The sequence below is a fragment of the Levilactobacillus yiduensis genome (assembly GCF_024718525.1).
In the GTDB taxonomy this organism is placed as follows: domain Bacteria; phylum Bacillota; class Bacilli; order Lactobacillales; family Lactobacillaceae; genus Levilactobacillus; species Levilactobacillus yiduensis.
In genome coordinates this window covers 1-12,728 of the sequence record NZ_JAMXAZ010000039.1, presented here as the reverse complement: position 1 = coordinate 12,728, position 12,728 = coordinate 1, and the positions used below count along the sequence as shown (strand labels likewise).

10 protein-coding genes and 2 pseudogenes are annotated in these 12,728 nt (G+C 49.8%); 3 read left to right on the top strand and 9 right to left on the bottom strand.

Annotated elements, in window-relative coordinates:
• The first annotated feature begins 63 nt into the window (after positions 1 to 63).
• From NGM66_RS13650 to NGM66_RS13640, 3 genes are read left to right on the top strand one after another with little or no spacing between them, the layout of a single operon-like run.
• On the top strand, positions 64 to 228 hold the full coding sequence (locus NGM66_RS13650; protein WP_208908224.1) for a hypothetical protein: 165 nt from the start codon (positions 64 to 66) through the stop codon (positions 226 to 228).
• A complete protein-coding gene (locus tag NGM66_RS13645) occupies positions 225 to 1,055 on the top strand; it encodes a carbohydrate ABC transporter permease (protein ID WP_208908222.1) in 831 nt (276 codons plus the stop codon). The genes NGM66_RS13650 and NGM66_RS13645 overlap by 4 nt, the downstream gene beginning before the upstream one ends.
• Positions 1,052 to 2,308 (top strand): ABC transporter substrate-binding protein, encoded by a 1,257-nt coding sequence (locus NGM66_RS13640; protein ID WP_208908214.1) that lies wholly within the window; start codon positions 1,052 to 1,054, stop codon positions 2,306 to 2,308. Before NGM66_RS13645 ends, NGM66_RS13640 begins: the two co-directional genes overlap by 4 nt.
• Before the next feature lie 425 nt (positions 2,309 to 2,733).
• Here NGM66_RS13640 and NGM66_RS13635 read toward each other — a convergent pair whose 3' ends face one another.
• The 9 genes and pseudogenes from NGM66_RS13635 to xrtG form a co-directional block, all read right to left on the bottom strand.
• Complete coding sequence (locus NGM66_RS13635) at positions 2,734 to 3,381, bottom strand: hypothetical protein (protein ID WP_208908212.1); 648 nt, start codon at positions 3,379 to 3,381, stop codon at positions 2,734 to 2,736.
• Between the two features lie 188 nt (positions 3,382 to 3,569).
• Positions 3,570 to 4,517, bottom strand: coding sequence for a helix-turn-helix transcriptional regulator (locus tag NGM66_RS13630; RefSeq protein ID WP_245155308.1), 948 nt, complete (start codon positions 4,515 to 4,517; stop codon positions 3,570 to 3,572).
• Positions 4,518 to 4,698: 181 nt separating this feature from the next.
• A complete protein-coding gene (locus NGM66_RS13625) occupies positions 4,699 to 4,956 on the bottom strand; it encodes a Txe/YoeB family addiction module toxin (RefSeq protein WP_208908210.1) in 258 nt (85 codons plus the stop codon).
• Positions 4,949 to 5,215: a type II toxin-antitoxin system Phd/YefM family antitoxin gene (locus NGM66_RS13620; RefSeq protein ID WP_208908208.1), complete on the bottom strand. Its 267-nt coding sequence runs from the start codon at positions 5,213 to 5,215 to the stop codon at positions 4,949 to 4,951. The genes NGM66_RS13625 and NGM66_RS13620 overlap by 8 nt, the downstream gene beginning before the upstream one ends.
• 152 nt (positions 5,216 to 5,367) lie before the next feature.
• Positions 5,368 to 7,827: a phosphoketolase family protein gene (locus NGM66_RS13615; RefSeq protein WP_258115813.1), complete on the bottom strand. Its 2,460-nt coding sequence runs from the start codon at positions 7,825 to 7,827 to the stop codon at positions 5,368 to 5,370.
• A gap of 903 nt (positions 7,828 to 8,730) precedes the next feature.
• Positions 8,731 to 10,311: a TIGR03766 family XrtG-associated glycosyltransferase gene (locus NGM66_RS13610; protein WP_258115812.1), complete on the bottom strand. Its 1,581-nt coding sequence runs from the start codon at positions 10,309 to 10,311 to the stop codon at positions 8,731 to 8,733.
• A gap of 76 nt (positions 10,312 to 10,387) precedes the next feature.
• A pseudogene (locus NGM66_RS13605) lies at positions 10,388 to 10,750 on the bottom strand (6-carboxytetrahydropterin synthase); the annotation flags it as partial.
• Between the two features lie 2 nt (positions 10,751 to 10,752).
• Entirely contained in the window at positions 10,753 to 12,108 is a 1,356-nt protein-coding gene (locus tag NGM66_RS13600) for a TIGR03111 family XrtG-associated glycosyltransferase (RefSeq protein ID WP_209279997.1), read from the bottom strand.
• Positions 12,108 to 12,626, bottom strand: a pseudogene (gene xrtG / locus NGM66_RS13595) (exosortase XrtG); the annotation flags it as partial. The pseudogene xrtG and the gene NGM66_RS13600, both read right to left, overlap by 1 nt.
• Positions 12,627 to 12,728: the final 102 nt, after the last annotated feature.

Genomic DNA, 12,728 nt, shown 5'->3' with positions numbered 1-12,728 from the left:
GAAAACGTAAAATTCCCATCAAGCACTTGAATCATGTGTTTGATGGGGATTTTGGAGTTTCTGGTGAATAATTCAGGGTTTTATCTCTATCAAAAATTTTATATCGATAACCAATTCACGGTCGCAGCGGCTAGCGGCGTGGTCCTGTTCGTCCTCGTTGGGTGCTTGACCCTGCTGACTTATGGCTACTTTCGCTGGCAACGACGGCGGTTAGGGGGGCGGTCTTGATGCGTGTCTTGACAACCACACTGTGGTACCTCCTACTCATATGCGGGGCCATTTTGATGCTCTTACCCTTCGGCTGGATGTTGCTGACCAGCCTGCAACCGGCAACGACCACCCTGACGATGCCGACCCATTGGTTGCCGCAAAGCCTGCAGTGGGTCAACTATCAACATGTCTGGCAGCTCGCACCCTTTGCGCGCTATTGCCTGAACTCGCTGCTAGTCACGACCGCCACGACGCTGGGACAACTCTTCAGTAGTTTGCTGGCCGCCTTTGCCTTCACCCATTTACAATTCTACGGCCGGCGCGTCTTGTTCGGCCTGCTCGTCGCACTGATGCTGGTGCCCGGCGAACTGCTGCTGATTCCCAACTTCGTGACGCTTTCGCAGCTGCACTGGATCAACACCTATGCCGCGTTGATCATCCCGTGGCTGGCCAGCGTCTTCATGGTCGTCACGCTCCATCAAGCCTTCCAGTCACAACCCCGGTCGCTCTACTACGCCGCGCACATCGATGGCGCCAGTGATTGGCAATACCTCTGGCACATTCTGGTGCCGACCAACCGGCCCATCATCACGGCCGTGGCGGTCCTCCAGGTAATTGCCTCCTGGAACGCCTTCATGTGGCCGCTGATCATGACCAACAACGACTCTCTGCGCACGTTGCCAGTCGGCTTGATGACCTTTACCAGCGAGCAGGGGACCAACTACCCGCTCCTGATGGCGGCGACGGTCTGTGTGATCTTACCATTACTGATTCTTTATTTGTGCTTACAAAAATATCTCATGCTAGGGATCACGCAGTCCCGGTGGAAAGGAACAACGCAATGAAAAAGTTTTCCCGCTATCTTCTCGTCATCGCCGCTCTCAGCTTGACGGGGACGCTCGGTGCCTGTGGTCGTCAACAGGCGACGGCCCCTGCAACTAAACGTACCACGGTGACCTTCTGGCACGGCATGACAGGTGCCAACCAGCAGACGCTCAACACCATGATCCGTGATTTCAACCATTCTCAGACCAAATACCGCGTGGTCGCCAGCGGTCAAGGTAACTTTGCCAACGTCCAGCAGAAGATCACGGCCGCGGCCAAGTCACAGACGTTACCCACATTGGCGCAAACCACCTATACCAAGGTGCCGGATTACCTGCATGGCAAATTCATCGTGCCGCTCGATGGCTATATCACGAAGAACACACGCAACCGCATCGACCCCACCTTGCGCCAGGTCAGCCAGTACCGCGGCAAGACCTACGCCATGCCATTTTCCAAATCCGTCGGTATCCTCTTCTACAATCAGGACCTGTTAAAACAGCTTCATCTGACCGTGCCCAAGACCTGGAACGACCTTCAGCAAGATGCGGCCAAAGCCCACGCCCACGGATTGACGGGACTGGCTCTTGACCAGAACTTCCTGCCGCAGTGGGACATCCTAACCTATCAGGCGGGCACCCCGATAATCACCAAGCATCCTCAGCTGGCGAGTCCCAAGATGCTGGCCGCGACCAACGTGCTCTACCAAATGATCAAGCACCAGACCGCAGCCACGGCGGGAACGGATGGCTTCGGCAACGTCCGCTTTCTCAAGGGCAGGACACTCTTTTACACCGGCACCTCCGCGGCCATTGGCATCATGCAACACAGCACGCCCAAGGGTCTTCACTGGTCCACTGCCAAAATGCCAAGCTTCCGGGGCAACCCCCAGATTCGCTCCGTGCAAGGCAATGACCTGGTGATGTTCACCTCAGCTTCTAAGGCCCAACGCCGCGGCGCCGCAGCACTGATGAACTTCCTGTTAACGGAAAAGCAGACGCTCAAATGGGCCAAGGCCACGGGCTATTTGCCCCTAACCACCAAAGCCTTGCGGAGCCGGGATTACCGCAACTACCTGGCTAAGAACCCCGCTGCCAAGGCCACCGTCAACTCCCTGCCGTATGGTAAACCAGACGTCGCCTTCTACGGTTACAGCGAAACGCAAAACGCCGCCAGCCAAGTCGCCGACGAGCTCGCCACGTTGCAGACCACGCCTAAACAGGGCTTGGCACAGATGCAGCAGAAATTGACGGCTTTGTCGACAGACGAGTAAGATTTACCTAATTAAAAACAGAGAGTGGGCCAAAAGGCGGTTAGCTGGCGAGCATTAAGGCTGGTAAGCGAATAATCCCGGGCTTGGATTGTTTGCTTATCAGTTTTAAGCGGAACCAGCTGCCTTTTGGCCCAGGTTTCAACACCAGATATTCGGAGACACAAAGGGCCCGAGACTTTTGTCCCAGGCCCGTTTTAGTCATCTATGGATAAATGGTCCGTGCTGGCCGCCTACCATCCGTCAAATATGGGTCGGGTCGCTGTGGGCGGACGGGTCGAGCCAAAGAACGGTTTCGACGCTTCATCTTTGAGCCAAAGGTCGCGTCTCAAAGACGCAGGTTCCTGGTTTCAACAATGTTAGCGGGCAGAACACTGTCATTCCAGGAATTAACGTGTTAAGTCTGCTTTCACCCTTCAGAATAATTATCAGTGAACCACCTTGTTGAAGAAACCATAAGCCGTGTAGGACGTAATTTTAATCCCCTTAAATGGTTTGGCATTGATTTTATCAATTTTCTTTTTCATCGCTTGACCAAGGTATTTCTTTACGGTCGGATTCATCTGGAGGTAACCCCTTTGATTCTTCAGCGCATCCTTACGCGTTGTGATATTGATGCCGAAAGGATTGGTGGCAACAACGTCCTCTTGTTGTTTAGCCCGTTTAGTCTTGGTGTAAATAGTCAGTTCGTTCGTGTGTTCCTGCTCATCGTAGCGAATCAACACAGCCCGCCCACCAATCTTCGTCCGCCGAATCGTGTTGATACCAACGCTCGTCACCAGGTACATGGTCTGTTTGGGCTTGCTCAGCGTGTAAGGCATGAAGTAGCGTTCACTACTGGCAATCGTGTTGGTGTCATGCTTCTTCCGATAGGTCGAGGGACCAAATTTTTTCGCCGTCACCTTAAACCTCTGTCCCTTGTTATACCAAGTTCCCCGAAAAGCCTTGGGCAGCTTCGTCACCTTATGGGTCTTCACCGCTGCCTGCGCCGTCGTGGACGTTGTCATGGCACCGCTAGCAAATAATCCACACCCCGTCGCCACCAACAGCGTGCTGATCAACTTAACCATCTTCATATGTATCTGCCTCCTCTAAAATTGGCTCGGCCACACCGCCAAGCACTGACTTGATTATACAAAATAGGGGTGCCACAATTTGACGCTTGCCAAATAAACTGGTAAAAAAGGCAAAACAAACAGGCCCGCCAGTTTCGGCGTAACCTGAAATTTAATCGCTCATCTAAATAAACCCTATCGCCTTTATCTTAATCATCATACTGATCCCATGCGGCGGCCAAGGCATTACGGACCCGCCGTATCAGCGAGACTGGCGACAAGACGCGTAGTCCGGCCCCCTGGCTCAGCAGCCACAACATGGCCCCGTCCGTCTTGACGTAGGCTTCGATGACGCAGCTACCATCCGCATTTTTCTTGACGATTCGCGATCCAGGGAAATGATCCAGCGCCGTCTGCGGATAATTGCGGTACAAGAAGCGAATCTGCGTGAGATTGCCCGTATCCAGTAGGTAAGTATAGTTGCGGTGTTCCTGCAACGAGAAGCGCTTGGCGTAATCCAGCTTGTCGCCGGGGAGTTGGGCCAAGATTTCCACGATACGGTCGAGCCGATACAACCAGTAGCCGCCGTGTTCCTCGCTTAGCATCGCTACGTAGAAGTAGTATGTTTCAAAGAACAAGGCGACCGGCTGGGCATGGTGGACTTGAGGCACTTGGTCGTCGCCGCTACTCCCGCAATACGTGAAGACTAACCGTTGCGTTTGGGCAATGCTGGCCGTCATGTCCTTCAGACGTTTCAATAGTGGCTTGGCGCGTACCAACGGGACATAACTGCCTCGCGACAGCGTTAATTGTTGGCGCACAGCCTCTTGCATTTGCGGTGAGAGACTGCTGCTCAAGAAGTCCAGCGTTCCGTTCAATTCTTCTTGATCCAAGGCCCGTGAGCCGATCAGGATGTTGCTGGTAGTCAGCGCCATTTCGAAGTCGGTCTCTTCGCTTTGCCGGGCCAGGCGATAGGTCCCCTGTTCCTCCAGCAAATTACCGGCGACGTACTCTGAAAGGGCCCGGCGAATGTAGGCAAAGTCGCGCTGGCAGGTACGACGACTGACACCGTATTTTGCTTCCAAATCGCTTTGTTTTAACGTTTCGCCAGACATCAACCGCACCATTAACTCCGCGATTCGCTGATTGCTTTGCATCCCTCTCACCTCGCTCACTATGTCACTATGTAATTAGTTCATCACCGAATTAACCAAGACCATATCCACCATTATGAAGCGTTACTCTGTAAAAGTAAACCGCCGTTTCAAAGATTCTGCCAAAACAAAAAGGACCAACCCACAAATGAGTTGATTCTTCTAAAATTAGTCATACAAGACATCAATAATGATTCCGCGCCGAAATAATATACAAATTATCCTTCACAACCTGATAAACCAGACGATGTTCCTGCGTAATTCTTCGAGACCATAGATTGGTCAATTCATGCTTTAAAGGCTCAGGTTTTCCTAGTCCCTCAAATGGATGTCGTTCAATATCTCTTACTAACTTATTAATTCGTTTAATCATTTGCTTGTCATTTTGCTGATGCCAGTACATATAATCGTCCCAAGCTTCATCAGTCCATGCTTTAATCATCTGGATCCATCAGCTCATGCTGCTTTGCCTTCCCAGCCGCAATTTGCTTCTGCCCACGGCGAATTTTTGCCATCAAATCTGGATTACTCATAATTCGTAGAGTTTCAACCATGCTATCATAATCTTGTTTCGACATTAACACGGCTGTATCATCATCACTATCTCGATTGGTAATCAACAACGTTGTGGCATCATCATTTACTTGGCGCAAATAATACTTCAAATTTTTCCGAAAAACTGAATAGGATACCGCGTCCATAAAAAGTCCTCCCACGTATCAAATTTTATTAAATTGTACAATAAAAAGTACAACTTATCCAGCGATTTGAGCAAAAAAAGGACCAACCCACAAATGAGTTGATCCTTTTCTGCGCATGACGCGCGAAATGTTAAGTTAGTTGAATCGAAGAATTACTTCTTCAGTGGAGACCATGCCCACTTCGTGAATTCTTCAATATCATGACCTTCGTCACGGGTAACCTTGAAATGCTTAGCTAAGATGTCATCCATCTTCTTGTCGAAGGCCTTTGCGGCAGCTTCGTCAATAACGCCCTTAGCAGCTAAGGTGTTCGCAGCATCCTTGGCTTGGTGGAACCGGTCAAGTTCGGAGTATACACGCATGTCGTAAGCAGTCGTGATATCACCGTCTTCACGGTAACCGTGAACGTGTAAGCCTAAGTGTTGACGTTCGTAGAAGAAGGATTCGATCAAGTCTTCGTAACCGTGGAAACCAAAGACAACAGGTGTCCCGGATTCGCCGAAGAGTGAACTGAATTCAGCATCGCTCAAAGCACGGTCGTCGTTCAGAGGCCCGTTCTTCTTTTGCAGACGTTCTAATTCAACCACGTTGACGTAACGCATCTTAACGGCTGGGAAAGCATCGTTGATCAGGCTAAGTGCAGCCAGAGTTTCGATGGTTGGTTCAACACCAGCAGAAGCAAAGACGATATCAGCATCTTCACCTTCAGCAACAGTAGAAGCCCAGTCGATCGTCTTCAAACCAGTGTTAGCCAGTTCTTCGGCTTCAGCAACGGAGAACCATTGTTGACGAGGTTGCTTGGAAGCAACGATATGGTTAACCTTTTGACGGTCCTTGAAGGCCCGGTCAAAGACAGCCAATAACGTGTTCCCATCAGCTGGCAGGTATTGGCGGATGAAGTTAGACTTCTTTTCAGCCAAGTGCGTCAGCATACCTGGGTCTTGGTGGGTGTAACCGTTGTGGTCTTGTTGGAACACAGTTGAAGTTGAAACCAGGTTCAATGATGGGTAATCATTACGCCATGGTTCAGCAGCGGCCTGACGGATCCACTTGAAGTGTTGCGTCGTCATTGAGTCGACAACCCGCAAGAATGATTCGTAAGACGTGAACACACCGGTACGACCAGTTAAGGTGTAACCTTCAAGCCAGCCTTCAGCTTGGTGTTCTGATAATTGGGCATCCAAGATCCGGCCTTCAGGGGCTTCGTATTGGTCATTTGGTTCCTTGACCTTGCTCATCCATTGACGGTTGGTGATCTTGAACATTTCCCAAAGACGGTTAGACATCGTTTCATCAGGTCCGAAGATCCGGAATGATGATGGGTTCTTCGTTGCAACACCAGCGAAGAAGGTTGACAGCACGTTCATGTCCATGTTCTTGTTGCCATCTGGCAATTGGGTCCCACGGTTAGAAGCGTCGATGTCGTTAGCGAAGTCTTTCCAGTTAGGCAGGTCGAGCATGTCGGCCTTGGCACCGCGAGCACGGCCACCGTTAGCAACTGGGTTAGCAGCCATCCGCTTGTCACCCTTAGGGGCAAAATCAGCGACTTCTGCCTTCAATGAACCATCAGTGTTGAATAATTCGGTTGGCTTGTATGAGTTCATCCAAGCTTCGAATTCTGGTAATTCATCAAGCTTACCTTGTGCTAAGCCAAGCGGAACTTGGTGAGCACGGAAGGAGCCTTCGATAGGTTCGCCAGCAGGGTTCTTTTGAGGACCGCCCCAACCTTTAGGCAAACGTGCGATAACAACTGGCCAAGCTGGGATAGTCCCATCTTCGTACTTGCCGTTTTCGCGAGCATCTTTTTGGATTTGTTGAATATCAGCAATTGCTTGATCAAATAACTTAGCAGCCTTTTCGTGGTAAGTCATGTAATAATGGATATCTTCGTTTTCAAGGAAGCGTGGTGACCAGCCTAAGCCTTCGAAGAACTTAGAAATCTTGTCATCGCTCATCCGTGAGAATAACGTTGGGTTAGAGATCTTAAACCCGTTTAAGTCAAGGATTGGTAAAACGGCACCGTCGTTCTTAGGGTTCAAGAACTTGATGGAGTTCCAAGCAGTCATGGCTGGGCCGGTTTCAACTTCCCCATCACCAACAACAGTGAAGGCGATTTGGTCTGGGTTGTCTAAGACAGCACCAGTTGCGTGGGAAAGAGAGTAACCAAGTTCCCCACCTTCGTGGAGTGAACCAGGCGTTTGGGCAGTCATATGGGAACCGATACCACCAGGGAAGGAGAAACGCTTGTACAAACGGGACATCCCTTCAAGGTCTTGGGTGATTTCTGGATATGCATCCGTGTAAGTCCCATCCAAGTAAGAGTTCGTTACCATAACTTGGCCACCGTGACCGGGACCACCGATATAGAACATGTTCAAGCCGTACTTGTTGATCAAACGGTTGGCGTGGGCGTACAGGAACGTTTGTCCTGAGATAGTACCCCAGTGCCCGATAGGCTTCACCTTAACGTCATCTTTTTGGATTGGTGTGTTCGTCACTGAGAACAATGGGTTGCTCTTCAGGAAGATCATACCACCGGAAAGGTACGTCGTGGCACGCCACCAAGCGTCAACTTTTTCCAAGTAAGACTTGGAATCGTAATCTACTGCCATGAATTCTTACACTCCTTCGTTAGGTAACTTGCTTTGCAACAATTAACGTCAATCAGCCGTAGCTAATTTGTATTCTTTAATCATACTAAAGTTTTCCGAAAAGTCAACCTTTTTTATAATTGGTTCGTCCCAATTATAAAATTAATTGATTTTCATGAGCACCAATTTGGAAAAATTGCGGTTCGAATTCATTTGTCTTCGACAGGCACATCCTTTCTGGTAGTTGTCCTGACAAGCTTTCCTGAATGAAACACATTTCCGCTCATAGTATAGCAAATTTCTGAACCAACACGCATTGGTTTGCTCACCCAACCGCAATTTTCGTCAAAATACCGATGAAAACTGACTTGCTGGCGTAATCAATGGCCTGAGTATAGCAGAGTCTTTGGCGAGGCACCCTTGATCTGTTAGGTTTGACCCGAGCTTACGGATTTCTTTAGATTTCGGCGACAAAAAAGCCTGAGAACTGGTCCCAGACTCACTTGATTCGTATTGACAAAAGGTTGCAGGTCAGCTTAACACGTTAATTCCGGAACGACAGTGTTCTGTCCACCCAAATCGGTGAAACCAGGAGCCTGCGTCAGCCAGGGATTAAATCGATTATTGTTGGCAAGTACGTCTGTAGCCGAGAGTCCGCCAAATATGGGCTCAGCCGTGGGAGTTTCCTTAGCGGCGCGATTCATGCCGCTTAGGAAACTGGCGTCTTTGAGACGCGACCTTCGGCTCAAAGGCGAGGCGTCGAGACCGATTCTTGGCTCGACCCGTCCGCCCACAGCGTTCCGACCCATATTTGGTGGACGGTAGGCGGCCAGCACAAGACCACCTTGCGTTCGAAGACTAATTTATCGCCATAACCCCTGATGTCACAATGAATTTAGCTACTTTCAAACCTGTAACCTTTAGTTATTGACTCTGTTCGCTTTCATCCGCCGCAATCGCAGCGTCCAGCTTGCGCTCATACACGCCAGACAGCCGTTTGACGTTGATGACCACCCGTTCCGCTAACAACAGTAGACACGGCAAATACTGGATGATGTAGCGGCTCCGGCCCCCTTCAAAGAGCAGAAGGAACATGAAGCCACCGACCATGGCTAGACGGAGGATCTGAATGACACGTCGTTCTGGGCCAAACCCCAGCGCAATAATTACCAATAAGCTAATCCACCACATTTGTGCGACAAACCGAAAATCAGCGATATGGCGCCCATACAGGTAGATGAAATTTTTCAGTTTATTGGTAATGCCCTTATTGTTGGGTTTTTGGTTCTCTAGAAAGAAGTGTCCTTCTTTTAGCCAGCCAAAGGTTCCATCGGCCGTGTTATTTCGCTGCTTCATGACCAAAAATTTAAGATACCCGACCGGCCCCAATTGTTTCAAGCGCTTCTTCAGCATCATGACAGAGTAGTCCGTTTTCTGTTTTTTAGTCGGCAGGAAGGTCATCTCGACCGCTTGCCACCAACTGTAGCCACCTTGGCCGTAAACACCCATGGCCGCAAAGTGGATTGCTGGAATCGCCCGGGATTTATCGACCTGAATGTACGTCTGCGTCTCCACTTTATGATTCACATATCGATAAGTCTCATAACCGCTACGCCCAATGAATAAGAGCATCGCGAAGGCAATGAAGAGGCCCTCCATCGTTTGCCGTTTGTGATTTTTCATCATCACCAAAATTTCAATAATGGCAATCGCAATTACCGGGATGATGGAAGAAGGCTTCATGAAGTAAGTTAACATGACACTGATGCCAAACCCATTGGCAGCGGCCGCCCGAACCAGAGATGGCAGCGTAGACTTGCGCATCGCAAAGTAACACAATAAATAAAACGACACTAACGGTAGCCCCCACGCATCGGTATAAGGCATGATGATGCTGGGAAAGACCGCTAACCACGCCGCTTGGATGTACATGGCTGTGCCTAACGCCTTCTCTTGAACGAGTTTGACGCTCAAAAGATTAAAAATCGCTGACAGGTCAACGAAAAACAACGTGACGTAATCAAAGAATTCCCAAGTGGTTTGGTTAAAAGTCGTTGATAGCCAGTGCATGAACAACATGATTGGCAGGTTATTTACGTTGAGGCTAAAGTATGACGTCACATCAGGATCCAGCACACTGGTGGGGTCCGTTGCCGTATGCAATAGCATCCCCGAGTCAAACCCACTATTGGGGTGAACGAAGTAGACAAAGAAAATTTGACCTACTAAAACCATCAACAGTAGCCAGCGACCTGTTCGCAATTGCTCCGTCACCAACACCTTGACCAGCCACGCATGAATTCGTGGATAGGCGTAGTTCATCACCAGGATGGCCACAATCGCGATTATCAGCCCCGTCGTCAGTAGCGTGGTACTGGTCCCAAACGTGGCGTTGTCGCCGAGAATAATGTTCGGTGAGGTCAATGCGAAAAACAACGTCAGGAAAAATAAGATCCGCCAGAATAAATTAATGACACTTTGGCTGAAGTTATAAAACCTACGCATGGTCGTCCGCCTGGGTGGCTGGCTTGCCCGCGGCATCTTCTTGGGCTAAGACCGCCTCTTTCGTCGGAAATTGCCGCTCCGTGATGTCGATACAATACGACCGGGTCGGCGAATCGCTGACTTCAATGCGCAGGAGCACGGCGTTATTTTGCCGTAAGATACCGTCAATCTGATTGAACAGGTACTCCGTCACATTTTCCACCGTGGGATTGATCACCTTGAATTCTGGCAGGTCGTTCAAATACTTACCAGACAAGGCGTCGATGGCCTTGTTCAGGGACTTTTCAATGTCAAAGAAAGAAACCATCCCCTCAAACACGTGCAGCTCACAGACGATTTCCCAGGTGTGGTTGTGCTTCTTCCCAGTCCCGGATTTCCAGCGAACCGCGTGACTGGCGTTGACGTAGGATTTAATTTTATAACTCCGTTGTTTTGGCATACTCATTTTCCTTTCCGATCACGACGACGCTGTTCTCTGACCGTGTTGATGTCGTCGCGGATAACGGCCACGACGCGGCTGCCCTCCTCACCGACACCGCGCATGTGCCAGGTGGCTTTGGTGGTCATGGCGTTGATGATGCCGACCAGCCGAATCCAAGAGTTGATAAACATATATAGTGGCAACAGTAACGTGACCCACCAGAGTCGGACGTAAAAATGCTGTTCGTCCGGATATCTCCGTAAAATAAAGTAAACACTCACAAAGTTCACGATGGCCACGAAGACGTAAAGCGCATAGATCAAGACGTAAGACAAGATCAAGACCAGCGGCGCATACCCAAAGGCCACCAGCACAAAACTAGCAAAGGTCCAAATCATTCGTGGAAACGTGAAGGTGTGATCGACCAGCATCCGGCGAATCAAGAAGTTCTTGAAAAAGCGGTTCAGCCCTGCCGTTTGTGACATGTAATTCTCGGTAACTTCCAGCTCGCCACGTTGCCAGCGTTGGCGCTGCGTATACAGCTCGGAGAAGCCAGAAATCGGCTCGACGTAGAAGATGGCATCGGCACAGATAACGACCTTTTTCCCCAGCCGTGTCCGAATCTGAAAGGTCATGTCGGTATCCTCCCCGATCGTGTCGATGTCGTAGAGAAAGGTCTCCATCAAGACTTCTCGACGAAAGGCGGAAAAGGCGCCAGACATGGTAAACAGCTGATCTTTAGACGATTCAATGGTCCGCCCTGACAGAAAGGCCTGGGCGTACTCGTAGTATTCATTTTTCGCTAACAGCTGGTGCCAGAACCCCTTGACGTTTTGGACCATCTCCCGTTTGGGTAGGATCGCCCCGGTCATGGCAGCGATGCTGTTGTCATTTTCAAAGCGCAACACCATGTTCTTCACGGCGTTCTTCTCCAGCAAGCCATCACTGTCGATGTTGATGACGTAGATGCCGATGCTTTCGTAAATAGCGGTGTTGAGCGCCCGTGCCTTGCCCTTATCCGTGTTTACGTACCGCAGGATAAGCTCAGGAAAGGTGTTCTGGGCCCGCGCATAAGCGCCGAAGCTGTCATCGGTGCTCTGGTTATTGGCCAGAACGATTTGCATGGCATTCTTGGGATAGGTTTGATTATTGATGGACCGGATGCACTCAAATAAGGTATCTTCAGAATTATAAACCGGGACGATGATCGTCACCCAGGGCCATTTGCCTGGTGGCGTCAACTTCGGTTCATGCAGGTGTAAGTGGATCAGCTTGGCAGTTGAGATCAGGGCGGGAATAATTTCCACCACGATTGGAATCAACGCCCAGGTAATCCAAAACCCCATTCGTGTCAGGGCTAAATTGATCCAATACATCAAAGTTTCTCTTGCCTCCAATCAACGAACTCCCGATAGATGCCATGCGCCAACTGTGAATAGGTAAACACGTTGTAGTACAGGGCAATAACGAGCACGTAAAAGACCAGCCGCCCAACGATTGAATGTGCGATAAAGAACGTCTGGCCGCCGCCAAAGTGGACGATGATAATCACGACACACAACCGGATAACGTTGATGGCATAAATGTAGACCAGGCCAAACAGCGCGTAGAAGACTTTTTCCTTACGTTGATACGTGGGGAAGAAAACCACCAGCGCCACAAACGCACAGGTCTCAATAATACCCGAACACTCATAGTCGATCGACATGATCACGGGATTGGCGCCGTTGGTAATGTAGACCAGCCCAGTGTTGTACATGATCGTACACCACCCGGTCAGGTCACGGAATATCGCCACCCCGTGGATGACGGCGTGCGTGAAGAACCAGACCCAGTACGGCCGACTAATGGCTGACAGGATAAAGAAGAGTCCGGTAGCGTCAAGAATCTTGTGTAAACGAAATGCCTTCGTACATATAATATCCTGAATTATTCATACCTTTCAAAAAAGTCGTCAGTTTTCATGTTTTTCAAAAACTGACGGCTTTTGATCTTG

What these genes read in the sequence shown, in the direction of transcription:
- NGM66_RS13640 (WP_208908214.1), top strand. Translation starts at nt 1,052, where the DNA reads ATGAAAAAGTTTTCCCGCTATCTTCTCGTCATCGCCGCTCTCAGCTTG.
- NGM66_RS13635 (WP_208908212.1), bottom strand. Translation starts at nt 3,381, where the DNA reads ATGAAGATGGTTAAGTTGATCAGCACGCTGTTGGTGGCGACGGGGTGT.
- NGM66_RS13630 (WP_245155308.1), bottom strand. Translation starts at nt 4,517, where the DNA reads ATGCAAAGCAATCAGCGAATCGCGGAGTTAATGGTGCGGTTGATGTCT.
- NGM66_RS13625 (WP_208908210.1), bottom strand. Translation starts at nt 4,956, where the DNA reads ATGATTAAAGCATGGACTGATGAAGCTTGGGACGATTATATGTACTGG.
- NGM66_RS13620 (WP_208908208.1), bottom strand. Translation starts at nt 5,215, where the DNA reads ATGGACGCGGTATCCTATTCAGTTTTTCGGAAAAATTTGAAGTATTAT.
- NGM66_RS13615 (WP_258115813.1), bottom strand. Translation starts at nt 7,827, where the DNA reads ATGGCAGTAGATTACGATTCCAAGTCTTACTTGGAAAAAGTTGACGCT.
- NGM66_RS13610 (WP_258115812.1), bottom strand. Translation starts at nt 10,311, where the DNA reads ATGCGTAGGTTTTATAACTTCAGCCAAAGTGTCATTAATTTATTCTGG.
- NGM66_RS13600 (WP_209279997.1), bottom strand. Translation starts at nt 12,108, where the DNA reads ATGTATTGGATCAATTTAGCCCTGACACGAATGGGGTTTTGGATTACC.